Source organism: Mesorhizobium sp. M0615 (genome assembly GCF_040320805.1).
Lineage (GTDB): Bacteria > Pseudomonadota > Alphaproteobacteria > Rhizobiales > Rhizobiaceae > Mesorhizobium.
Map to the genome: position 1 here is coordinate 22,638 of NZ_JAMYQI010000016.1, position 23,165 is coordinate 45,802.

At 62.3% G+C, this 23,165-nt stretch carries 27 protein-coding genes and 1 pseudogene; 1 reads left to right on the plus strand and 27 read right to left on the minus strand.

Features of this window, described 5'->3' with window-relative positions; translation table 11 throughout:
* Nucleotides 1-243: 243 nt before the first annotated feature.
* On the plus strand, nt 244-372 hold the full coding sequence (locus NKI46_RS25375) for a hypothetical protein (protein WP_023694925.1): 129 nt from the start codon (nt 244-246) through the stop codon (nt 370-372).
* A 223-nt stretch (nt 373-595) separates the two neighbouring features.
* On the opposite strand, the gene NKI46_RS25380 is transcribed toward NKI46_RS25375, so the two are convergent.
* The 27 genes and pseudogenes from NKI46_RS25380 to iolG all read right to left on the minus strand — a co-directional run bounded on the left by NKI46_RS25380 (nt 596) and on the right by iolG (nt 23,127).
* Nucleotides 596-913 (minus strand): helix-turn-helix domain-containing protein, encoded by a 318-nt coding sequence (locus NKI46_RS25380; protein ID WP_023707464.1) that lies wholly within the window; start codon nt 911-913, stop codon nt 596-598.
* Nucleotides 910-1,257 carry a type II toxin-antitoxin system RelE/ParE family toxin gene (locus NKI46_RS25385; protein ID WP_502896839.1) on the minus strand — a complete coding sequence of 116 codons (348 nt, stop codon included), beginning with the start codon at nt 1,255-1,257 and terminating at the stop codon, nt 910-912. Before NKI46_RS25385 ends, NKI46_RS25380 begins: the two co-directional genes overlap by 4 nt.
* 112 nt (nt 1,258-1,369) lie before the next feature.
* Nucleotides 1,370-1,825, minus strand: coding sequence for a ribbon-helix-helix protein, CopG family (locus NKI46_RS25390; RefSeq protein WP_352748410.1), 456 nt, complete (start codon nt 1,823-1,825; stop codon nt 1,370-1,372).
* Nucleotides 1,826-1,832: 7 nt separating this feature from the next.
* On the minus strand, nt 1,833-3,812 hold the full coding sequence (locus NKI46_RS25395) for a conjugal transfer protein TraG (RefSeq protein ID WP_352748412.1): 1,980 nt from the start codon (nt 3,810-3,812) through the stop codon (nt 1,833-1,835).
* Nucleotides 3,813-3,839: 27 nt separating this feature from the next.
* Complete coding sequence (locus NKI46_RS25400) at nt 3,840-5,579, minus strand: relaxase/mobilization nuclease domain-containing protein (protein WP_352748415.1); 1,740 nt, start codon at nt 5,577-5,579, stop codon at nt 3,840-3,842.
* Between the two features lie 243 nt (nt 5,580-5,822).
* Nucleotides 5,823-6,596, minus strand: coding sequence for a lytic transglycosylase domain-containing protein (locus tag NKI46_RS25405; protein ID WP_352748418.1), 774 nt, complete (start codon nt 6,594-6,596; stop codon nt 5,823-5,825).
* 3 nt (nt 6,597-6,599) lie between these two features.
* The gene (locus NKI46_RS25410) at nt 6,600-6,935 is read right to left on the minus strand and encodes a DUF736 domain-containing protein (RefSeq protein ID WP_352748421.1); all 336 of its coding nucleotides are present in this window, start codon (nt 6,933-6,935) and stop codon (nt 6,600-6,602) included.
* A 70-nt stretch (nt 6,936-7,005) separates the two neighbouring features.
* A complete protein-coding gene (locus tag NKI46_RS25415) occupies nt 7,006-7,551 on the minus strand; it encodes a S26 family signal peptidase (protein ID WP_352748424.1) in 546 nt (181 codons plus the stop codon).
* The gene (locus tag NKI46_RS25420) at nt 7,548-8,069 is read right to left on the minus strand and encodes a DUF2840 domain-containing protein (RefSeq protein WP_352748427.1); all 522 of its coding nucleotides are present in this window, start codon (nt 8,067-8,069) and stop codon (nt 7,548-7,550) included. Before NKI46_RS25420 ends, NKI46_RS25415 begins: the two co-directional genes overlap by 4 nt.
* Entirely contained in the window at nt 8,066-8,308 is a 243-nt protein-coding gene (locus tag NKI46_RS25425; RefSeq protein WP_352748430.1) for a hypothetical protein, read from the minus strand. The genes NKI46_RS25420 and NKI46_RS25425 overlap by 4 nt, the downstream gene beginning before the upstream one ends.
* A pseudogene (locus NKI46_RS25430) lies at nt 8,305-9,454 on the minus strand (replication initiator protein A). Before NKI46_RS25430 ends, NKI46_RS25425 begins: the two are co-directional and overlap by 4 nt.
* 17 nt (nt 9,455-9,471) lie before the next feature.
* Nucleotides 9,472-9,753: a helix-turn-helix transcriptional regulator gene (locus tag NKI46_RS25435; RefSeq protein ID WP_352748432.1), complete on the minus strand. Its 282-nt coding sequence runs from the start codon at nt 9,751-9,753 to the stop codon at nt 9,472-9,474.
* Nucleotides 9,754-9,894: 141 nt separating this feature from the next.
* A complete protein-coding gene (locus NKI46_RS25440) occupies nt 9,895-10,440 on the minus strand; it encodes a DUF2285 domain-containing protein (RefSeq protein WP_352748435.1) in 546 nt (181 codons plus the stop codon).
* A complete protein-coding gene (locus tag NKI46_RS25445) occupies nt 10,412-10,660 on the minus strand; it encodes a transcriptional regulator domain-containing protein (RefSeq protein ID WP_352748438.1) in 249 nt (82 codons plus the stop codon). Before NKI46_RS25445 ends, NKI46_RS25440 begins: the two co-directional genes overlap by 29 nt.
* Nucleotides 10,661-10,795: 135 nt before the next feature.
* Nucleotides 10,796-11,056 carry a DNA -binding domain-containing protein gene (locus tag NKI46_RS25450; RefSeq protein WP_352748441.1) on the minus strand — a complete coding sequence of 87 codons (261 nt, stop codon included), beginning with the start codon at nt 11,054-11,056 and terminating at the stop codon, nt 10,796-10,798.
* 177 nt (nt 11,057-11,233) lie between these two features.
* Nucleotides 11,234-11,560 carry a DUF736 domain-containing protein gene (locus tag NKI46_RS25455; RefSeq protein ID WP_023816712.1) on the minus strand — a complete coding sequence of 109 codons (327 nt, stop codon included), beginning with the start codon at nt 11,558-11,560 and terminating at the stop codon, nt 11,234-11,236.
* A gap of 604 nt (nt 11,561-12,164) precedes the next feature.
* Complete coding sequence (locus NKI46_RS25460; protein WP_352748444.1) at nt 12,165-12,605, minus strand: hypothetical protein; 441 nt, start codon at nt 12,603-12,605, stop codon at nt 12,165-12,167.
* Between the two features lie 134 nt (nt 12,606-12,739).
* Nucleotides 12,740-12,907, minus strand: a complete 168-nt coding sequence (locus NKI46_RS25465; RefSeq protein WP_352748447.1) for a hypothetical protein — start codon at nt 12,905-12,907, stop codon at nt 12,740-12,742.
* A 476-nt stretch (nt 12,908-13,383) separates the two neighbouring features.
* Nucleotides 13,384-14,400: a Gfo/Idh/MocA family oxidoreductase gene (locus tag NKI46_RS25470; protein WP_352748450.1), complete on the minus strand. Its 1,017-nt coding sequence runs from the start codon at nt 14,398-14,400 to the stop codon at nt 13,384-13,386.
* A 58-nt stretch (nt 14,401-14,458) separates the two neighbouring features.
* Nucleotides 14,459-15,583 (minus strand): Gfo/Idh/MocA family protein, encoded by a 1,125-nt coding sequence (locus NKI46_RS25475; protein WP_352748666.1) that lies wholly within the window; start codon nt 15,581-15,583, stop codon nt 14,459-14,461.
* Between the two features lie 93 nt (nt 15,584-15,676).
* A complete protein-coding gene (locus tag NKI46_RS25480; protein ID WP_352748453.1) occupies nt 15,677-16,681 on the minus strand; it encodes a substrate-binding domain-containing protein in 1,005 nt (334 codons plus the stop codon).
* A gap of 62 nt (nt 16,682-16,743) precedes the next feature.
* Nucleotides 16,744-17,835, minus strand: coding sequence for an ABC transporter permease (locus NKI46_RS25485; RefSeq protein WP_352748456.1), 1,092 nt, complete (start codon nt 17,833-17,835; stop codon nt 16,744-16,746).
* Nucleotides 17,825-18,565, minus strand: coding sequence for an ATP-binding cassette domain-containing protein (locus NKI46_RS25490; protein ID WP_352748459.1), 741 nt, complete (start codon nt 18,563-18,565; stop codon nt 17,825-17,827). Before NKI46_RS25490 ends, NKI46_RS25485 begins: the two co-directional genes overlap by 11 nt.
* A gap of 304 nt (nt 18,566-18,869) precedes the next feature.
* Nucleotides 18,870-19,856: a hydroxyacid dehydrogenase gene (locus tag NKI46_RS25495; RefSeq protein WP_352748462.1), complete on the minus strand. Its 987-nt coding sequence runs from the start codon at nt 19,854-19,856 to the stop codon at nt 18,870-18,872.
* Complete coding sequence (locus NKI46_RS25500) at nt 19,856-20,668, minus strand: HpcH/HpaI aldolase family protein (protein WP_352748465.1); 813 nt, start codon at nt 20,666-20,668, stop codon at nt 19,856-19,858. Before NKI46_RS25500 ends, NKI46_RS25495 begins: the two co-directional genes overlap by 1 nt.
* Nucleotides 20,669-20,678: 10 nt before the next feature.
* Nucleotides 20,679-22,115, minus strand: coding sequence for an NAD-dependent succinate-semialdehyde dehydrogenase (locus tag NKI46_RS25505; RefSeq protein ID WP_352748468.1), 1,437 nt, complete (start codon nt 22,113-22,115; stop codon nt 20,679-20,681).
* A complete protein-coding gene (gene iolG / locus NKI46_RS25510; protein WP_352748471.1) occupies nt 22,108-23,127 on the minus strand; it encodes an inositol 2-dehydrogenase in 1,020 nt (339 codons plus the stop codon). The genes NKI46_RS25505 and iolG overlap by 8 nt, the downstream gene beginning before the upstream one ends.
* Nucleotides 23,128-23,165 lie beyond the last annotated feature (38 nt).

Consider the following 23,165-nt stretch of genomic DNA (forward strand, 5'->3'; position numbering starts at 1 on the left):
TGACGTAGCGTGCAAATACAGGAGATTGGCGGTGCCGACGTAAACGGCGCAAGGCGGCCATTATTAGTTCTGCTTTAGGTACGGCGATTATATTATGGTCCTCGACAGGACGGGACCCGTAATCCACGTATTAGACTGCGCATGTCACGCCGTACAAAGGCGAATCCGCTGCGACAGCTGCGAGGGTTGCCCAGCGTCTCTTGATTTTGTACCCAGCCAAGATCGAAAACATGGAGCCTGATTATGGACGACTACGACAACGAAAAAGGCGCAAAGCCTGAAGACGTGCGCGCCTCGTTGAAGGGATGGGCTTGGTTTATTGCTCTGACGCTCGGGATCTTTGGTGCCGCCTACGCTTGGATTGAGGTCTAAGCGCGCGCCTTAGGTCCGGGGCTTAGAGAGCCGACGCTGGCGCGCTGCAACACCGTCGATAGCCTCGAAGTCGCTGCGAAGCCCAGCTGCGAAATTGTCGCCGTAGGTCTGACGAAGGGTGTCCACCTTCGTGCGTGCTTTTCGCTAATCCTACCGTCCTGTTGCGGTGGCGCCCATCCAAACCTGGACAATCAATTGTCCGCTCGTAGGCAAAGCTGTCTGATCAAGCGGCTTCAGCACGAGTTGACCGTCGAGGCTTGTGGCGAACCACCACGTCGACCTTGTAGTCGAGCCGGTCCAGACAGCGAACCAGCCTGTCTATTGAAAACTTACCCGTGCGCCCGGTGACGATCGCGGAGACGTCGGGCTGTTTCATTCCAAGCAGTTCAGCCGACTTCGCCTGGGTCAGGCGCCGGCGCTTGATAATGGCGCGGATCTCGCGGGCCAGCTTGGCCTTGAGCAATTCCTCTTCGGGATTGTCAAAGCCGAGGTCCGCAAACACGTTGCCGCTGCTCACTTCGGCGGTGATGTCTTCTGTCATGACTTTGTTCCTTTCCCATAGTTTTCGCGGTAGTGAGCCTCGGCCGCCTTCAATCGCACTGTCACGAGATCGATTTCGTGCCTGGGTGTCTCCCTGCCCTTCTTCGACTTCTTCTGGAAGCAATGAAGCACGTAGATCACCCCGGCAAAGCGCACGGCATAGACGGCCCGGTAGGTATCTCCGTCGAAGTCGTCGACCACCTCAAGGATGCTGCGGCCGCCAAACCCTTTCAGGGCCTTGACAGCCGGGTGCTCCTCACCATTCTGGGCGTCGTCGATTGCGACACCCATCAACCGGCGAACATCGACCGGAAACTCGCGCAGGTCGCCCTTCGACGACCCCATCCATACTGCGGGCTTTTGGTTTTTCATTCGCCCTCGCCTTATAGCATACAGACTATACTTTTCAACGAAGAATCCTGATCGAGGCTTGTAAAATCTCAGTCCGCCCGTCCATTTAGCCCACGGGCCTGCCGGGCTGGTTTGTGTCCAGGCCGCCATCGATATCCTCGGAGATTTCCTGTCGGAGCTTTGGACCTTTCGCCAGGCGCCGGCCGAGCGCTGTGACGAAGGCATCATAGCGCTCGCCAGCCTTGGCGTGGGCTGCCTGCGCCGCAGGCTCGGGCAACGCTGGTGTTGTCGCCAGCCAGAAGCGGACGAAAACAGCGAGCGTCTCCACGGCAATCGCGACATCGCGCTCCTGGCGCGTCATACGGCGATCGAGCTGGTCAAGCCGCTTGGTGATCGCCGCCTCCTGCCGCTCGGCGGCATCGGGTGAGAGAAACGACTCGATGGCCGCCTCCGCGACGAGCGACCGTGAAAGATCACGGCGCGCCGCATGTTCGGCCAGCCTGCTCATGACCTTCGAATCGAGATAGACGGACAGGCGTTGCTTGCGAGGTGGCTTTACCATGGCAGCGTCACATATCCACGCCGTCGCCGGGGTCGAGCGACGCCTGCCGCGCAACGCCTTGCATCAGGCGCGCCAGTCGACGGTTGCGGGCAACCTCGTCCTCTACATCGTCCAGGTCGATCTCGAATTCATTCCCGGTCGAAGGCTTCACGACCTGCTCGACTCGACTGAGCTCGGGTTGCCGACGACGCTCGGAATCAGTTGTGTCGTCATCCGTGGCCAACGGCGCCGACATGGCTTCGGCAATCTGCGGACGGGAAGGCAGAGGCAGTCTGGTCCAGTCGTCGGGCCTCCCCTCCGCCGCCGCTGCCAGCACCGGCGGCGGCAGGATACGCTCCCGGAGGCGAGCATCCTCATGATAGCGCGCCTTTTTGGCGCGGATCGGCGGAGCACCCGCGACCATGACAATTTCGTCGGTCGCCGGCAGCTGCATGACTTCACCCGGCGTGAGCAGCGGGCGAGCCGTCTCGGAGCGGGAGACCATGAGATGACCGAGCCACGGCGACAGCCGGTGGCCGGCATAGTTCCTCATGGCCCTCATCTCGGTCGCTGTTCCCAGAGCGTCGGACACCCGCTTGGCGGTGCGCTCATCATTGGTCGCAAAGCTTACCCGGACGTGGCAGTTGTCGAGGATCGAGTTGTTGGCGCCATACGCCCTCTCGATCTGGTTGAGCGATTGAGCGATGAGGAAGCTTTTCAGGCCGTAGCCGGCCATGAAGGCGAGCGCCGACTCGAAGAAGTCGAGGCGGCCAAGCGCCGGAAACTCGTCGAGCATCAGGAGCAGCCGGTGCCCTTGCGCCCTCACCTGCAGATCTTCCGTCAGGCGGCGGCCGATCTGATTGAGGATCAGGCGAATGAGCGGCTTGGTCCTGTTGATGTCGGACGGCGGCACGACGAGGTAGAGCGTCGTCGGATGCTTGTCGTCGACAAGGTCGCTGATGCGCCAGTCGCAGCGGCGCGTGACCTCGGCCACGACAGGATCGCGATAAAGGCCAAGGAACGACATGGCGGTGGACAGCACGCCGGAGCGCTCGTTGTCTGATTTGTTCAACAGCTCTCGCGCGGCGCTGGCGATGACCGGGTGCGGACCGGCTTCACCCAGATGCGCCGTTTTCATCATCGCAGACAGCGTCGATTCGATCGGACGCTTTGGATCGGAAAGGAAACCGGCGACGCCGGCAAGCGTCTTGTCCCTCTCGGCGTAGAGGACGTGCAGGATCGCCCCGACCAGCAGGGCATGGCTGGTTTTCTCCCAATGGTTTCGCCTCTCAAGCGAGCCTTCGGGATCGACCAGGATGTCGGCAATGTTTTGAACGTCTCGGACTTCCCATTCGCCGCGGCGCACCTCGAGCAGCGGGTTGTAGGATGAGGATTTCGGATTGGTCGGATCGAACAGCAGGACACGGCCATGCCTGGCGCGGAAACCTGCGGTGAGCTGCCAGTTTTCGCCCTTGATGTCATGGACGACGGCTGAACTCGGCCAGGTCAGCAGCGACGGGACGACGAGGCCTACACCCTTGCCCGAACGTGTGGGCGCAAAGCACAGCACGTGCTCCGGTCCATCGTGGCGCAGATAGGCGCGGTCAAACCGCCCAAGCACCACTCCATCGGAGCCGAGAAGGCCCGTTGCCTTGATCTCCTGCTTGTCGGCCCAGCGGGCGGAGCCGTAGGTCTCGACCTTCTTGGCCTCGCGCGCCCGCCAGACCGACATGCCGATGGCGACGGCGACGCAGGCGAAACCGCCGGAAGCCGCGATAAAGGCTCCCTCCACGAAGATCGACGGCGCGTAGGCATCGAAGCCATACCACCACCAGAAGAAGGACGGCGGAAGGTAAAACGGAAAGCCCAGGACATGGAACCATGGCCTGCCGAGCTCGGGCTGGAACGCCAGGCGCCAGGCCACCCATTGCGTCGCGCTCCAGATGGTGATCAGCACGATCATCAAGACCGCGAGGATCTGGCCCCAGAGTATCTTGGTGGCGGACATAGAAGCGGTCCTTTCTTCAACATGAGGTTAGAGGCCGAGGCCTCGCTTGCGGCCGAAGCTCCAGTCGATGCCGCCGTCATCGCGAGCGGTGCCCGAGACGTGGCGGCCAAGATGCTTTTCGAGGGACGGCGTCCAGGGCACCAGTTGGAACCCGAGGCCGTCATCGAGCATGGCGAAGCGGCCCGACGCGAGCGTGAAGCGCTGCCGGTAGGAACCGGTGACATATTCGCCGCCGCGGGCGCGGTTGAAGGCCTGGCCGGTTTCGGCCGAGAGCTTTTCGCCGAGCGTCTCCAGTTCGCGGCGACGCAGCGTCTCGATGAGGCTGCGGGTGAAGGTTGTGCGTTGGCCATGTCGCTCGCCGAGGCCCTGTTCGACCAGATGGTCGGCGCGGCGCTGCATCGCCTGCCGCACCTCGGCGCCGAAGCCGCCTTCCGCCAACGCAGTCGGTTCGCGGGCGATGTTCTGGCGGTCAAGCCAGGTCGCGCCGGCGGCGGTGACCTGCCGCTCAATATCGAGATCGGAACGGACAGCGAGTGCTGCGCGCCCATGTCCCTGCGCGTCATGGAACTTGCGCAGCTCAACGATGGAACCCGGAGCGCTGTCGCCGGCGGCATCGAGATCGGACAGCTTGATGTGATGGGTGCGGCCGTCGGTGCCATCGACCACGGCGTAGGCACTGCCCTTCAACTCGTCATCGAGACCGCGGTCGACCAGCCGACCGACGATCGGCGTGTCGAGGCGCTCCGCCGCCAGCACATAGGTCGCCGAGCCGCGCTCGATGCCCTGCTCCGTCAGGGCGCGGTGCATCCGCTTGATGATGTCACCGCGCTCGCCAAGCTCGCGCAGCGTCGCCTCGGCCTTGTTGTGGATCATCCATTGGCCCGGGCCGATCTGTTCGGCAAGGCCAAGGGTTTCGAGCTTGCGCACCCGCCCGACCTTCAGCACGTGAAACTCATCGGGCTGAGCGTTCGCCGGGGACCCAAGATCGACAACGCCTGTGTCGCGGCCGTTGCGAACAAGCTGCCGGTCAAGCTGGGTCCAGCGTTCGGCTTCGACCTGGCGCTGCAGATTGCGATGGATGTCGAGATCGGTGCGCGGGCCGAGCTCCTGGGTAACAAGATCGGCCGCGCGGGCGCGCATCCCCTCCTTGATGTAATCGCGCGAGATCACGAGATCCTGCCCGTCATCAGTCTGGCCGCGCAGGATGATGTGAAGGTGCGGGTTGTCAGTGTTCCAGTGATCGACGCCAGCCCAATCCAGTTTCGTGCCGAGGTCCTTTTCCATCTGCCCCATCAGATCGCGGGCGAAGGATCTGAGGTCCGCCATGTCGGCGGCATCTTCGGGCGAGACGATGAAGCGGAAGTGGTGCCGATCATCGCCGCACCGCTCGGCAAAAGCACCGCCATCCACCTCCCCGGTCTGCGGCCCGAACAGCCTGGCCTTCTCCCCGTCACGGGTGACGCCCTCGCGGCGCAGATAGCTGAGATGGGCGGCAAGCGGCGCGGCGCGCGCGTGATGGCGCACCAGCCGCGTCTTGATGATCACGGCGCGCGAGCGGCCGGTGAGGAGACGATTGGCGCGCACGCTCGCCGAGCGGCCACGCCCGAAGGTCGAGCGATTGCCCGGACTGATCCGGCCGGAGCGGGAGATGCGGGCACCGGCCTTCTGGGCGGCGGCAAGCGCCTGCGCGATAAAGGGCCTGGCGCGCTGGGCACTGGGCGAGCGGATACGGCCGGGCCGGATGCGGAAACCATCCTCGTCAGTCATCGTGAAGATCCGCACATCGTCTCAAGGCACCGAAATCACAGGTGAAACGGTGTTCCGGCGAGGCGTGCGAAACCTTCGCACCTCGCGGAAATGCCACATAACCTCTTGAAACAGCACAACCGATCGACGCCGCACCTCGCGGCCTTTTATCTCGCCATCTTCCGGTTGTTCTGCACATTTTCCGCCTCCACCCACCCCATGGTGCGCTGGAGCTTGCCGTTGCGCGAAGACGCCCATGTGCGCTCATGGCTGTATCCCTTCGCCCGCTGGCGCCACGAAGAGGCCTTCGGACAGCGGCACGATGGCGGACACATCGCGCAAGGTGGGCGCAGAGCTCGCGTCATTTGGTGGTCGCTCAGTTGGCACCCGAGCGACAGCTTGTTTGCGATCCGGCTGACCGACGAACAGCGAGCCGCGCTTCCAGGGAATGGCCTCGACAGACGTAACGGCGAAAGGGCGCATACCCTCGCTTTCACCGATCAGGGGCGCAAATGCGGCGACATAGGCGCGGGTCTCGGCCGGTAACGGACGCCCAGTGAGGTAGGCCTGGTAGCGTGCAGGTCCCGCATTGTAGGCGGCCAGAAATCCCGGAGAGCCGAAGCGATCGTGCAGTTCGCGCAGGTACGCCGTTCCAGCCAGGATATTGTCCCGGGCATCGAATGGATCGTGGCCGAGCGACCAGCGGGCGCGCAGTTCATCCCATGTGCCGGGCATGATCTGCATCAAGCCGCGGGCGCCTGCGCTGGACACGGCGCGCACAGCCCCCGCACTTTCCTTGCGCATGATGGCGCGTATCAACGCGGTCGGAACGCCGAAGCGGCGCGAGGCTTCTGCGATATGCGCGCCGAACGGATCGCGTTGCGACGATCGTGTGAGAGGTGTTTGCTGCGCCAAGGTCGCCGCCGGCATGACGGTCGCGACGGACAGGCCGCAAAGGAGGAGCAGAGCCATGCGCCGGGCAGCGCGAAGCGGCCCGGGCGCACCGCGATGGCTCGTCGACGGACGGCGAGCGCGCATCGTTCAATCCTTCTCGCTACGGTCGCGCGGGCGCGCCCAGTGCAGCGACCAGGACGTCTTGTCGTCGCCATTGCGAAAGAGGTTGGCGCGTATCGGCTGCGCGAAGGTCGGGTCGTCGAGCTGGATCGAGACATAGTCTCCGGCCTTTTCGCTGGAGCGTTTCCAGCCGGCGCCAATCTCGGGGCCGTCCTCGTTTCCGGCGTGAATGCGGTAGTCAGGCGCATTGTCCGTTTCGCTCGCCTCTGCCGCCACAATGGCGATATCCAGGTTGAGACTGAGCGTGTGGATGCGCCCGCGATAGCCAGTCTTCTGGCGCGTGAATTCTCCGATCTGTTGCATGTCAGGCTCCTGTTTTAGAGTGGTGCGGTGATGAAGGCTGGCGGCACGACGCGCGCCGCCGGTCGCGCGCTCACCGCGTTGGCGCGCGCCATTCGAAGCGGCCGTTGCCGTCCTCGTCGGTCCACAGCGGGACGGCGTGGCCGATGATCTGGCTGGTGGCGAGGAGGCCGAAGTAACGACCGTCGAGGCTGTCGCGGACATGCCGGTTCATCAGGAAGACTTCGCCGCTCGCGATGCGGCGGCAGCCCTGCCAGACCGGCAGGTCACGGCCGGCCCGGTCACGCGTCAACGCCATGCCCGCCTCGATACCATCGACAGTGATGGTGAGGTTCGAGCGACAGACCCATTGCCCCGATACGCCAAGGATGCGCTTCAGGAGTGGCACGCCCCTCGGCAGATAGCCGCGATCGGTGAGGAACGCCGCGAGCGGCTCGGGCGCGTCGACGGCCACAAGATCGGTGACCTCGAAGGGTCCGTCGAAGTCGATCGTGTAGAAGCCGATCGGTGCGCTGGCTGACGCATTCCAGATGAGCTTCGCGGGCATGGAAGTGAGGCCGGGATAACCGACGCCCATGGTTGCTATCACGCTGGCTAAGATGATCCCGGCGCGCGTCACGGCTCGGTCCTCTTGCGCAGCAGGAAGGCACGATGTTGGTCGAGTGTGTAGCTGCGCGGCGCATGGCCGGCGGTTATCCGGTTGTGGATGTGCCGCCAATGATCAGGCGACACCAGCTGAGGCTCGATGCCGAGGCGCTGGATGGCGTCGATCGCCTGCAGCACGCGTTCGACCTTGGGCCAGCCCTCGACCTTCAAAAGGATGTCGCCGCCGGGGCGCACGAAGGGCAGTGTCTGATAGGCTTCGCCACGTGTGACCGCACGCACGATATCGATGCGTGAGATGATCGTTCCGAAGTCGTTCGCGGCCCAGCGAACGAACGCGAAGACCGTGCCGGGGCGAAAGGACAGGATGCGGCGGCGACGATCAACGATCTGTTCGCGGGCGTGCGTGCCGAAACGGATCCAGTTCTCCTGTCTCTTCTCGACCCAGGTCAGTTCGACATGGACGAGATCGTCGCGAGCGTGGTGCGTGGCCGGGAACGCGTCGCGCATGCGGGGAGCCGCGATGCCAGTCATTTCGGTTCTCCTGATGTGGTGGGAAATTCGCGCGCGAGCCTCGCGCGCAGCGTGTCGGCGACGATGATGTCGTGCTGGAGAGCGGCGATGCGGTCGCGCTCCTGAGCCGTCAGCTCGGTGGTCGGGCGCACGACGAAAATCGCGAACTGATTTCCCTTGGAGGTCAATTCACGGGCGAGATGCAGCGTCAAAGTTGCCTTGCCGACACGGCTCTTTCGATTGAGGGGTGCGGCGCTCATCGGGTGGCTCCCGAGCGCGGATCAAGCGGCGGAGTCGGACCTTCGGAAGCGCTGGTTGCCGTGATGCGACCGCCAGAAACCGATGGCGCATTGGAGGTCTTGTCGGTCTCTATCCCGAGTGCGTCGCTGGTTCGGCGGATCAGCCTCTGCACATTGCGCGCGCGCTCTTCAAAGTTAGAATCTGGGTTAGAGTCTAAGTTAAGGGCGCGATTTCTGCTTTGCTTTCCTAGGGTTAGGCCCCGTTTCGGTTCCTGATAGCACGAGCCTGCGGTTCCCGATGGCACGATAGGTCCGGTTCCCGATAGCACCAGGCCTTCCACAGGAGCCGATCCGCTCGAAGGCAAGCAGAACCCGGCCGCCAATCTCCACTTCCAGCGCAAGGGTGTAGCCGGGCAGCGGCTGGCGGCGGATGATGTCGCGCAGCTCGAAGGCAAAGCGCTTGTAGGGCGACAGGCTGCCGGATTTCTGGTGAAGGTGACGGAAGTCGAAGCGCCAGCCGTCGCGCTGGCGTCCGCCATGCTTGCGCACCAGCCGATAGAGCCAGCGCTCCAGCCCCCCAGTCAGGTCGAAATAGGCCCGATTGATCGTCAGCACGAGCGCGTCATCGAGGACCGCCCGGTAGAACCAGTCGGGGACGATCAACTCGATCCCCGCGGGCTTGCCATGGCGGTCGATGCGCTCCTGCCACTCATTGATCCAAGAGAAGCGGTGACGCCGGCCCTCGGCGGGCTGACGAATTGTCGTCGAGACGGTGGTCGACTGCAGTCGATCAAGCCCCGCCTTCAGGCGCTGATAGTCGCGCAGGCTCTTGCCGCGGCCGACGAAGGTAAGGATCTCATAGGGCGTTGCGGCCATAAGGCGCGAGGTGCGAAGCCCGGTGTCACGGGCCTCGACGATCTGGCTCGCGGCCCAGATCAGGATGTCGGCGTCCCAGATGGTCGCCATGCCATGATCGGGTACGGCCTCGACCCGGATCGTGACGTCCCCGGCGGCAAAATCGATCGGGGTGATGCGATGGGTCTTGGAAAGGGAGAAGAACGGATAGGCCATGAGATCCTGCGCGTCTCGTGGGGCGAAGTCGCCAGGCAGCGCCCGGAAAAGGTCGAGCTGCCCGCGGTCCGAAAGGGATTGGTTTCGCGCCACCATTGGAAATCCGCGCGCGGTCAGCGTGCGTATCGTCCGCCACGCGCCGGCGGCGTCGGTGTGTGACGCTTGGCGGGCAGGACCGACCCACGCGGATCGGATGTCGAGGTGACAGCGCCGCGTTCGGCCCAGGCCTGAAGGTCGTCGACGGCATAGACGACGCGGCCGCCGAGCTTTCGGTAGGAAGGACCAGTGCCATAGGTCCGGTGCTTTTCGAGCGTGCGGGCGGACAGGCTGAGGAAATCCGCAGCTTCCTTGGTGCGCAGGAAGCGCGGCGGCAAAACGGCGATATCGGGTCGCATGGGTCGAACCTCCGTGGGGTTTTGGGCAGCCGCTGGCGTTCAGCGGTGGACGGAGACCACGGTGGCGGAGAGTAAGCTTCGTCAGGGATGGGGAAATTGAGGGGGGCTAAAACTCCACCCCTTTTGCGCGGCCGGACCCCGCTAGGATCGGCGGCGATGACGCAGGATTTGCAAATAGCCGCCGCCGATCATGGCGGTGGCGCCTTCGACGAGACCGATCACCGCATCGCGCAGCGCGGAGGTCTTCCAGGGATCAGCGGCGACGCGCTCAGACCCGTAAAGGGCGACGCCAATGTCGCGGTAGCTCGCGCCGTTGGCACGGGCGTCTGCGGCCTGCATCATCAGACGAAACCGGCGGCGCTGCTGTACTGTCATACGGGTGTCCGAAGATGTGGGGCGCCCCTGCAAGGAGCGCCAGAAACGGGTGAGTGCTTCGATCCGTCCCAACGTTTCTGCATCCAATGGGATCAGCGCCGCCAGGTGGCCGTGCGGGTCACTGCCGGGCAGAAGGAGAAGTTGGGTCGCGACACCCGCACTGTGGACAGTGTGACGTCCTTCCGGGCTGTCATGGAGCACGCCCACGGCGGTCAACGGCGCCGATCGCAAGGAAGACAGGAATTCCGGCGCCGGCACGAGAGAAACCACAGCTGGATCGACTTCAGGCGACCAGAAAACGTCTTGCGCCAAGGCGGACAAATCCGGCCTGGCCGGGAAATCGTAACCCCCACTGCCGCTGTGCCTCAGAGGGGAACGGTGCTTTTTCGGCTCTTGTGGTCAGGAGCGCTTGGTAGTGCCGTTGATAGGGTTCGTGACGCCGCAGACACTCCCAGGCGAGCCCCTCGATGGGCAATGTATCGAAATAATCATAGCTGTCATTGTCTCGCCAATGCGACGTATCCGGCCTCATCCAAGAGCTCCTCGCAAGAAAAGCGTAGACCCCGCCTCCAAACGATTCCGGGTTGTAGCGATTGGCGGAAGACCCTTGCCGGGCATCGGGTGATGCCGTTCCGGCATCACCCGCGAACCCATAGGCGCTGTGGTGCTAGTTGCCGGGTCGACGCAAGAGATGACGGTAGCCTGCACGCGCCATCCAGCGCGCTCGCGCCAGATGGCTGTCATGAATGCGCCGGGCGCGTTGCGGCTCCTTGGTCAGATCAATGCCGAAAAGAATTTCGACCACCTCGCGCCAGTCCGCGCCGTCGTCGGCGGCGTCAAGCAGGCGCATATAGAGCTTGACGTGGTCCCGATCGTATTCGGTGAGTTCGTCACTGGTCGGCGCGGTTTCGTCAAACGGATCGATCATCGCTCGCCTCGTCTTCCCAGAGTGAAAGCCTGCATTTTACAGAAACAATTCTGCGCACGGAGGCCGGTTGATCAGCATCAGGCGATGCGGTTTCGGCATCGCCCTCAGCTTGAGTGAACCGAACCGGACCGTCCGCGGAAGAGGCCCCGGCCTTCCGGCCGGGGCCCGCGCGGGTCCTCAGTCGCTCCGCCGCGCGTTCGGGCGGGACCAGATGAGCGAGAAACCCTCACCTTCCTCGTCGTCGAAGAGGTTGGCGTAGATCGGGGCGTTGAAGCTCGGATCGTCGAGCTTGAGACCGAGGTAGTCGCGGCCCTCGTTGGAGGTCTTCGACCATGCGGCGCCGATCTCGGCGCGGCCGACCAGCACCCGGTGGCTGGGAGCGTTCTCGCCAGTGGCGCGTGTGTCTGGGACGATGCGCACGTTCTTGGCTTGAACGCTGAGGGTGACGATTTCACCGGTGAATTCGTTCGAGGCGGACTTCTTGAAGGTGCCGATGGTAGCCATTGTAAGTCTCCGTTTTCTGTTCCCGAGCCCGCACCGTGCGGCCTCGATGGCGATCACTTGGCCGGAGGGGACCGACGTCGCATCGCTTGCGACCGGAGCAACGCGGAGGACGGCGCGGGAACGGCTTTCTTGTCTCGCGAGGAATGGCGGCGCTCGGGGTCCCCATGCGCTTGCGGCATGGGGTGGGAGCCGGCAGGGGAAGAAAGTCGAGACGCGCCGTTGCGGCCTAGGCGGTCGAGGCTTCAGCCGTCCTTCGGCCAGATCAGCCCATTGAACAGGCCGTTTGGAGCGCTCTTGGGACTGATTGGCAACGGAGACGTTGGCGTGCACGCGCCTCCGGCAGATCGCTACAGGCTTCACCGGCATCGCCCACGCATTCCAGGCACAGATTCCGCGCACCTGCAACGCCGCCTTCACCGCCCGCGCTGCCGTCCTGCCACCGCCTGGTCGGCCTGGCATGGGCATCGGCCGAAGGCCAGGTCCACAAACGAGGCCGCGTCGACATTTGGCCTTGCTCGATCCTGGCATGGAATCCGATTGGTCCCACAAGAATGAGGTGGCTAGGCCTTCCACGGTCTGGTCCATCCGCCTCGCTCGCGCGGGTCTAGGCTCGAACCACGTCCCTGCCGGATTGGTCGGCGGCTGTCATGCCCGCGACCCTGAGATATGCCGTGACGCCGATGGCGGTCGCGCCAATGACGGAAAAGACGATCTGCCAGGCTTCTGAAGGCATCATGTGCTTCGCGATGCCATGGGAGGCATGGTAGCCGGCAACGACCGCAGGCGCGATAAAGACCAGCGTGATCGCCAGCTTGGCCCACATGGGGCTGATAACGCTGAGGAGGATTTGGCCGACGCCGAGCGTCAACCCGGCTGGGAGGCTACCGACGAGGATCGCGCCAAGCCAGCCGGCACCGGTGTTGAATGCCCAGGTGCCTGCGCTGACGCCGACGAACAACGGAAGGGCGAAGATAGCAAGCGTGAAGAGCAACCAGCACAGGATGCCGATGGTCGCGATACAAACGAATATGCCGAGGATGATCATGGTGATGTCTCCGAGAGAATAGCTCTGGCGATTGCGCCTTCCACCACCACCTCGGCGCAGCGCAGAGCATAGCAACGAAAACCACCGGCGAAAACGGCCAAAGCTCTGTTTCGCCAGCGGCAATGTTCGCCCCGTCATGGGGCGAACGGGTCAATTTCGCCGATGATGGCGGTGTCGTCGCCGTCATACTCGTTCGCCGGTACGACCGAGAGAGTGCCATCGCCGGCACGAAAAATGACGATGGCGACCATGAGGGTGGCGGCGAGGCTGAAGGCGAAGGCATGTGCGTCGGCGAAGGACATCGATCCGGCTCCTGTTTAGAGCGGAGGAACATCCCCCGCTGACAGGCGCCCGATGTGTTCGGCCGATGGCCGCAATCACCGCGAAGGCGAAGCCGCAGCGGCGGCACGCTTCGCGTAGTCCGACCCCTTGCGGGTTGATGGCGTCAGGCCGTCGGCTGGACCAAGGATCAGCGTCGTATGGCAGGGGTGGTGCTGTGCTTCTGGTGGTGACGGACGATCTCCGAAGCCGCCCGTGCGATTCCTCGCGCACGAACGCTGCACCTAGGCTCGAAGCGCCCCTGTTCGGCGGAAAGCCGGCGCCGGGGTAGTCGGGGGCCAGTTTCGAATGACCGAAGTGGGGGCCGAAATCGGACTAGCAGCTCTGTGACGTGGACCTAAAAGAGCGGACACAACCATCAACGCGGCATCGCGCTCTGGGCTGAGTTGCGCCACGAATGGCGGACGGCTTGCACTGGACTCGAAAGGTTACGGCATTTTCATCGGAACACAGGGCGATAAAGGTTTGACGGGCTTACCGTTTCAATCGCAATCCTTCGATTTCCCGCTAGTGCACGTACCCCCGCTTCGGCAGCGACAGCCGCGCAATATCCATCCCAGGCGTCTGCGGCAATTTCCGGGAATTCACCGGTTTGGACGAATTTCAAGAAGGCACGGTTCTGACGGCGATAGGCCTCTGCGTAGCGGCCTCTCCAATCCTCCTCGTAGCGCCTGACATGCTGCAGGCCTGCGTCGACCGTCGCAAAGGCCAGTGCGCTGATCGATGTAGCGCCTCTCTCACCAACCAGTTCCGCGCGCACATCATATCCGTAGGCGGCATTGTTGTTGATCTCTATGTTGACCAGTTGTCCGTCCGACGTCTCCAAAACCATCAGAACGGGTGCGACCCTCGAATCCGAGCGGCGCGGTTGGAAGGCGGAGATGCTGATGTATTCGACGCCGACCACGAAGCGCGCCACGTCAAATTCATGCGGAGCTGAATTGGTGATCGCCATTGCTGCTGTAAAATCGGTTTGGGGAGTTTCCACGTTGCGATGGAAGTTGTGCATCATCAGCGCTCGACCGAGCCGCCCGCCGTCCAATGCGGCTTTCATTTCGGTGTAGGACTGGTCGAAGCGGCGCATGAAACCAACTTGGACGAAGCGGCGGCCGACAGCTACCTCGCTTTGCATGACTTCAAGGCATTCCCGTGAGAACTGCGACAATGGCTTCTCACACAGAACTGGTTTCGAGGCTCGGATGCTGGCGAGCGAAAGCGGAGCGTGTGTAAAATCAGGGCTCGCGATCAACACGGCGTCGACATCCTTGCGCGCGATTGCGTCTTCCGGATCGATCAAGACGTGTTTTGCACCGACGCGATCCGCCAAATGACGTGCACGCTCTTCAGAGGCATCGCAGACGACTTGCAAAGTCACTCCCGGCAGGTCTTCGGCGAAGATCCGGGCGTGGTCACTTCCCATGATGCCGGCACCGATGACTGCAAGGCGAATTGACATCAAGAGTCTCCACTTCGCGCTACTGTTAGCGAGCAGCCGTCTTTGCAAAGAGCATTGTTTACGCGCTAACTTCGATCCATGCGCCGCTGCCAGAGGACCTTCTTACGTCCTCGACCAAGGTCTGGATACGCGCGCCGGATCGGAAGTTCGTCGGTTCTGGGCCAGCTCCGGAAATGGCTTTGACGAAATTCGCGAACTCAATCGCCTTCAGGTCGTTGAAACCCAACTGATGTCCCGGTGCGACACAGAACAGCCCATAGGGGTCATGATCAGGACCGGCTTCGATACGCCTGAACCCACGACGTCCGGCCCGGTCCGCAGCACTGTAGAAATGCAACTCGTTGAAGTGTTCCTGCGAGAAACCCAGCGCTCCCTTGGTGCCGTACACCTCGAAATCATGCTGCATCTTTCTGCCGGTGGCGATCCAGCTAGCCTCGATAGTGCCGGAGGCGCCGTTGTCGAATCGAACGAACATCCGCGACAGGTCGTCGACTTCTACATTTCGTCGGCCGCCGGAACCGTCGGGGCGCGAACTGATCACCGTCTCGCAATCGCCTAGAACCCGTCTTATCGGGCCGAGAAGATATTCGGCCGTAGCAAGCGCGTGGCTTCCGAGGTCTGCAAGGGCACCGCCACCGGCTGGATCGTGGCGGAACGTAAACGGGGCTTCTGGATCACCCATATAGTCCTCGGCATGGATGCCGCGATAGCTGCGGATCTCGCCAAGCTCTCCGGCCCGGATCATGTCACGTGCCAAGCGCAGCATCGGATTACAAAGGTAGTTGAAGCCGACTTGAGTACACACGCCCGCCCTCTCGGCTGCTTCAGCCATTTCCAAGGCGTCGGCGGCCAGCGGTGCCAGCGGCTTTTCGCAGTAAACGTGCTTGCCGGCGGCAATGGCGGCGAGCGCCATTTCCTTATGGAAGGCATTCGGCGCAGTGATATCGATCAGGTCGATTTCGGGATCGGAAACCAGAGCGCGCCAGTCGCCACTCGATTTTTTAAATCCTAGCGCTTGGGATGCCTGGAAGGCGATGTCATCGGCCCGGTCGGCGATGGTGTGGAGAACGATCTCGAATGGCAGATCGAACACACGTTGCGCGGTTGCGAAGCCGAACACATGGGTCTTGCCCATGAAGCCTGAGCCGATCAGGCCAATGCGCAGCTCAGGTCTGACTGTCATGCTTCCAGGCTCATAAGGTGTAAGTTCGGAATGGTCCATTGAGGACCGTCCATGGGAGCAGGAGGCGGGATTTCTCCCGCCTCCTTTCCTGGTTTACTTCGCGATACAGGTGTCGGCCGTCTCCGGCGTGCAGACGTCAAGTCCCGTGTAGGTCGGATCCGTCGGAGCCGGCTTGCCGTCCTTCATGTCCTTGAGCGCGAACATGGTCTTGTAGCCCATTTCGAATGGACGCTGACCGACCTGGCCGAGGGAGTACCCTTCCTTCATTTGTTCGATCTGCGTGGGCAAGGTATCGGCAACGACCAGCGCCAGTTCCTTCTTGGCGATCTTGTCCTTGTACGGCTCGACCGCGGCGCGGTTGGCGTCCGGCACAAATTGCGGGAAGCCACCGGTCGGCACGAATGCGTCAAGGTTCGGCATCTTTGCCATAAAGTCCTGGAACTGCTGTACCGACAGCGGGAAATCGTCGTTGGTGTAGAGCGGGCAGCCAGGCGCCTCCGTCCAGCCGTTTTGGCCGGTCAGGGGATCCCCCGGCGATGCGGCCGACTTGGTCCCGGAGAGCGTGTCGCGGATGCCCTGCATGCGCTCGTTGTGGTTTGCCGCTGCTGCGCCGCCAGACTGGATGCAGATGGTGCCGCCTTTCGGCTTGATCGTTTGCACGATCTTGGCGAGGTTCTCGCCGATCTCGTAGTTGTGCGTTCCGACATAAGCGGCGCGCAGATCCTTGTTCTCAGGCAGCACGTCCGCGTCCCAGGTCAGCACAGGAATACCAGCTTCCTTCGCGGCCTGCAGCGCGACGGCCATAGCTGCCGCGTTCGCCGGTGCGACGGCGATGCCATCGACCTTCTTGGCAACCAGATCCTGCACGATCTGGACCTGCTCCTCACCGCCACCGTGCTCGCCGGGTCCGATGTACATGCACTCGAATGCGCCGTTGGACTCGGCCTCCGCCTTCTTGCAGCCGTCACGAGCCTGGTCGAAATAGGGGTTGTTCATGTTCTTCGGCACCAGCGCGAATGTGTATTTCTGCTGGGCGTAGGCCTGTCCGGCCGTCAGGGCGGACGCGGCGACCGCAGCCGCCAAAAGATACTTCTTCATAGATGTTCCTCCGTTTGTTGTGTTCACCTCAGGATTTTCCACCAGCCTGGGCTGGCAGAGATCTAGCCGCGCTTGATGATGAAGAAGGACTTCAGCGATCTGCCGGACGTCCCCATGCCAAGAAGCACAGCGAGAATGATGAAGATGCCGACGAAGGCACCCTGCCAGTTGGAATCGATGCCCGCCATCAGCAGGGCATTGCGCACGACCTCGAGGAAGGCCGATCCGATAACCGCGCCAAATGCGGTGCCATAGCCACCCATCAGGCTGGCGCCGCCGATGACGGTGCCGGCGATAACGCGCAACTCGTAACCTGTTCCCACCGCGTTGATCGCCGAGCCGCTGTAACCGAGCAGGAGCAGGGATGCGATCGAGGCACAGAACGACGAAAACACGTAGGCCTGGAACTTGATCTTGTCGACGGGGACGCCAGTCATGCGTGCCGCGGCCTCGTTGCCGCCGATAGCGAACAGATGGCGGGCCCATGCGGTGAAGATGAACACCCAGCCGAGGGCAAGCGCCATGACGACCATCACCCAGAAGTGGGACGAGAACTGCGGTATCCAGTTGGGAACCCAACCGTCCGGCGAATGTATTGGCCACTTTGCCTGGCCGATCGCCTTTACAATCGGCGCGTCGGGCCCGAACTGATAGAGCATCTGGTTGCCTGACAGCACGACAGCCAATGATCGCGCGACCGACAGCATGCCGAGCGTGACGACGAAGGATGGCATGCCGATATAGGCGACGAAGAAGCCATTGAACGATCCACAGGCGATGCCTGCGAAAAGGCCAGCGCTAAAGGCGACGTACCATGAATGATGCGCGGTCAGCAGCACCCCGGCAACGATGGCGACGAGGCCCATGACTGAACCCACCGATAGGTCTATCCCGCCCGTAATCAGGACCACGGTCATGCCCAACCCCATGATGGCGATGGGCGCGAAATTGCGGGTGATGTTGGTTGCGTTTTCGGCTGTACCGAAACTCGGTTCCAGCATGCTCATGAACACGACAAGGACGAAGAGTGCGACCGAAACCCAGAAAGCCTGACTGGTCCTCAACTTCTGGAATGCGGACTGTTCCACGATGCCGACAACATCGGCGATCGAGGCGTGGCTTTCCGGCGCGGCTTGGGTCTGGTTAGGCTGCACGGATCGCTCCCGTGATTAGTCCGGTGATTTCTTCCGGCGATGTCTGATCGGTGGGTTTGTCGGCAACCTTGGTGCCGCGCCTTAGAACGACGATGCGGTCGCAGACGGCAAAAACGTCTGGCATGCGGTGGCTGATCAAGATTACCGCGACACCGCGCGCTTTCATGCGTCGGATCAGATCCAGAACTTCCGCGACCTGGCGCACGGAGATCGCAGCAGTCGGTTCGTCCATCAGGACGAGTTTGGCGTTGGACAAACGGGTCCTGGCAATCGCGACAGCCTGACGCTGACCGCCCGACATTTTCTTGACGAGATCACGCGGCCGCGTTTCCGATTTCAGTTCGCCAAACAGTTCCGCGGAACGATCGATCATCGCCTGCTTGTCGAGGATCCGGAACGGCCACACGCCCTTCTTCAGTTCACGACCCAGGAACACGTTTTGTGCGGCGGTCAGGTTGTCGGCCAGCGCGAGATCCTGATAAACGACCTCGATCCCCGCCGCGCGGGCGTCGAGCGGCTTGTGGAAATGGCAGGCCTTGCCGTCGACCCTGATCTCGCCTTCGGTCGGGAGAAAATTCCCGGAGATCAACTTGACCATGGTTGACTTGCCGGCGCCGTTATCGCCCATAAGGCCTGCCACTTCACCAGGCTTGATCGAAAAGCTGACGTCTGACAGCGCACGGATTGCCCCGAAGCTTTTGCCAACGCCCTGCACTTCAAGCAAAGACACGTGGTTCTCCTCCCATCGACCCGGCGGCTCTTGGAGTCTCGCCTCGCCTCATTTTGCAATGGATATTGCATATGAAGTTCTTCAGCAGCAATGCCTATTGCAGAGTTGTGCAATTTGCAACAAGTATTTTTGACGTGATGTAAGTATCTGTTTTAAAAGAGATTATTTTTCCGCACGGCCCCGTATATAATCGAGATTGTTGATCGTCCGGCTGCGCAGCCTTCTGGTCTGTTGCAACGATCTTGTTACATTGCCAAGCAGCCGTTAGTTCCGGCGACGCTAGTTCGCGAGAGGCCGGATCTGATCAATGGCTGTCCAACAGCGCGCGTTGTCCATTCAGCTCTTTGCCGTTGACCACCAGTGTGGGGTCGATCCTGCTCTCAAAGAAATCGAGCACGTTCTGGACCGCCGACACGGCCATCCGTTCACCGCATTCGATGGTCAGCCCAGCAATATGAGGCGACAGGATCACCTGATCGCAGGACAGCAGCGGATTGTCGGGAGCCGGGGGTTCCTCGTCGAAGACATCGAGGCCAGCGGCCGCGACCTTGCCGGACTGAAGGGCTGCGAGGAGTGCCTTTTCGTCGACCACCCCGCCGCGCGCGGTGTTCACGATCCAGGCTCCTGACTTCATAAGGGAGAACTCGCGCTCAGCGATCACAGGAACCTCTCCCTTGGGAGCATGCACGGAAATCGCATCCGCCCACTGAAGCGCCGATGCCAGATCGGAGACGGCTTTCGCAGGTCCTTCCGGCCATCCAATTTTTTCGAGATACGGATCGTAGGCGGCGATTTCCATGGAAAAGGCAGCCGCCATCTTCGCGAGATGTCGGCCGATGCGGCCGTAGCCCAGGATCAGCAGATGTTTGCCTGCCAGTTCTGAAGCTTCCAGCTTGTTGCGCCAGTTCCAGCCGCCCTCGCGGACAGACCGGTCGCCGCGCACAGCCCGCTTGGCGCAGGCAAGGAGCATCATCATGGCGTGCTCGGCGACGGATATGGAATTGACGTCTCCGACAACAGCAAGCGCGATGCCGCGCTTGTTGAGGGATGGCAAATCGACGGAGTCGTAGCCGACACCGTGGCGGGACACGATCCGGAGCTTGCCAGCCTTCTCGACGGTCGGAGCCGAGAGAGGCTGGGTGCGGATCACCAATCCATCGGCCTTGTCGATCAGGTGGGCATAGCTTGGCTCCGAAACCTCCTCGACGTAGTCGTAGGTGATGCCGGCGACCTGATCGAGCAACGCTATACCAGCCGGGTGGAGCTTCCCGGCAACCAGAACATGCGGCATCAGTACCCTCCCTCGGAACCGGCGCTGACGCTTGATCCGCCCGTGAGTTCCCTGAACTTTTTGACATTCGCTTCCGCCGCACCGGCCAGCATGCGTACGTCGTTGGAGACGGTGGTCATGTTGTAGCCCCACCCGATCGCACGCGCCGCGTAGGCCGGCGTTCCACAGTGCAACGCCGCCGTGATGCCGGTTCTTTTGCAGGCCGCCGCGATGCGCTGGATGGCCTCGATCATCTCCGGCTCCTCGCGGTCGAAGGCGGGCGGCAGCCGGCCCTGGGTCATGCCGAGGGTCAGGTCAGCCGGCCCAACGTAGATCCCATCCAGTCCAGGGGTCGAGACAATCGCGTCGAGGTTCTCAATCGCCTCGGCGGTCTCAATCATGGCAAAGGCAAGTATTTCGCCGTTGGATTCCGAAGCATAATTGGCGCCGGCCGCGAAGTTCGCACGTGTCGGACCAAAGCTTCGGCTGCCCAGCGGCGGATAGCGCAGGTAGCTAACAAACTCGGCCGCCTGTTCGGCGGTATTCACCATCGGACAGATGACGCCGTAAGCACCCGCGTCGAGCACTTTCATGATGATGCCTGGCTCCAGCCAAGGCACCCTGACGAGCGGCACCGTGGCGGAGGCCCGCATAGCCTGGAGCATGGGCAACAGGCCGTTGTAGTCGAGCGCTCCATGTTGGAGGTCGACGCCGATGCTGTCGTAACCTTGCGCCGCCATGATCTCGGCGATGAAGCTGTTGCCGATGGAAAGCCAGCCATTGATGGTCGGCTTCCCTTCCGCCCAAAGCTGCTTGAGCCTGTTCTTGATCATGAAACGCCTCTTAGAATACGATTTGAGCCAGCTTGGTATCGAGATAGTCCCGGATACCTTCCGCGCCGCCTTCCCGGCCCATGCCGGAATGATTAGTCCCGCCAAACGGCGCCTCGGAAGCGGCGAGCGCAAAGCTGTTGATGCCGACCATTCCGGCTTTCAGCGTCGCGACAACTCTGCGGGCGCGTCCTGCATCCCGGGTGAAGGCGTAGGCGGAAAGCCCCATCTTCGAGGCGTTTGCCCGATCCAGGACCTCCTCTTCGGACGAGAAACTGGTGATTGCCGCGACCGGACCAAAATTCTCCTCGGCAAAGACGGTCATGTTGTCTGAAACATCTGTAAGGACCGTCGGCTCAAAGAAATGACCGGAGTTGAAGGCCGGCGAGCGGCGACCGCCGGCGGCAATCCTGGCCCCGGACTTCTCCGCATCGACGACGATTTTTTCGATCTCGTCGAGCCTCCTGGCATTGATCAGGGGACCCATCTGCACCGTCGGATCGAGACCATCGCCCAGCTTCAGGGCTTTCGCTCGCGCGACGAAACCCTCGACGAAAGCATCGTGGACCTTTTCGTGGATGAAGAAGCGGTCTGGCGTGACGCAGACCTGCCCGGCATTGGCGAATTTCGTGGGCACGGAGACGTTGAGCGCACTTTCGATGTCCGCGTCGTCGAAGACGATGAGAGGCGCGTTGCCGCCAAGCTCCATCGACACCTTCTTCACCGTATCGGCTGCGTCCCGCAGCATTTGCTGCCCGACCCGTGTAGACCCGGTCAGCGACACCTTGCGCACAAGCGCCGACGCCATCAACGGAGCATAGGTCGTGGCCGTCGAACCGACCAGAAGGCCGACCGCGCCTGGGGGCAGCCTCCCGGCACGAATGCAGTCCATCATCACCATCGCGACGCCTGGCGTCTGGCTTGACGGCCGCACGATGACCGAGCACCCAGCAGCAAGTGCCGGAGCGACCTTGCGGGCGACGAGAAAGGCCGGAAAATTCCATGCCGTGAACGCTGCCGCGACGCCGATAGGCTCGTGCAGCACTTCGAAGCGGCCTTGCGGGACACGGCTCTCGATGATGCGGCCGTAAATGCGGCGAGCCTCTTCTGCGTACCAGCGGAACTGATCCGTCGCCAGCATCCACTCTCGTCCGGCTTGCGCAATGGGCTTGCCAGTCTCCAATGTAATCATCCGGGCGGCTTCGTCCTGCCGCCGGCCCATTTCGTCGGCGATGGCGTGAAGCGCGTCGGCGCGTTCGAACGCGCTCTTTGCCCGCCACGCGGCAAGGCCGCGTTCAGCCGCCGTCAACGCTGCCTGCGCATCTTCCAGCGTGGCTGCCGGCGCTTCGCCAAGTGGACGTTCGGTGACCGGACTGGCTACCGTCGCCGTGCTTCCGTCGGAGGCGGCGCACCATTCCCCACCTATGAAAAGTCCATATTTGTCATACATTGCCGCCACCAATCTCGCTGGTGTGGACCACGCGACGTTCGGCTATCGATTTCTTCGCGGCTTCGGCGAGAACGAGCGCAAGGCGTCCGTCCTCGAAAACGACCGACGGCTGGCGTCCATTTTCGATGGCGTCGACGAAGTCGTCGATTTCAGCGTTGAACGCTTCCCTGTATCGCTCGATAAAGAAATGGAGGTAGGGTTGCGCCCGATCGCTCAGCCCATCGGCATAGATACGGGCCTCATGCGCGCGTCGGTTTTCGGAAATCGCCATGCCGGCCGATCCGAAAGCCTCGACCCGCTGATCATACCCGTAGACCGCCCGTCGCGAGTTGTTGATGATGCACTGCTTGCCGCTGGCGGTGCTCAAAACCACGGTTACCGTATCCCAGTCATTCGTCTCGGCCATCAGGTCGGCGTCGACCAGCCGGCTGCCGGTCGCAAAGACCTCAACAGGCTCTTCACCGAGCATGAAGCGAGCCATGTCAAAATCGTGGATTGTCATGTCGCGAAATATGCCACCGGACACGCGTATGTAGGCAGCTGGCGCCATGCCGGGATCGCGGGACGTGATGATCACCTGGTGAAGCTCGCCGAGCTCGCCGCTCTGGATAGCCGCCCGCACGGCAGCATGTCCGGGGTCGAAGCGGCGGACGAAGCCGATCATGATGGGCAGCTTGTTTCCACGGATGTTTGCCGCACAGCGATCGACACGCTTCAGATCGAGGTCGATGGGCTTCTCGCACAACACCGGCTTTCCGGCCGCCACCGCCCGCTCGATGTAGTCGACATGGGTATCGGTCGCCGTTGCGATCAACACGGCGTCGACATCGTTTGTGTCGAACATGGCGTCAGCCGAATCCAACGCGGGGACGGAGAGCATGGTTGCCACTTCGTCGGCCGCGGCGCGATTGACGTCATAGACCGCCGCCAGTTTCGTTCGTGGGTGTGCAGCGATGTTGGCCGCGTGCATGCGCCCGATGCGCCCGCAACCGAGCACGCCAATTCTGAGCATTGAATTCCTCCGCAACAATATTTTTGCAATGATCGTTG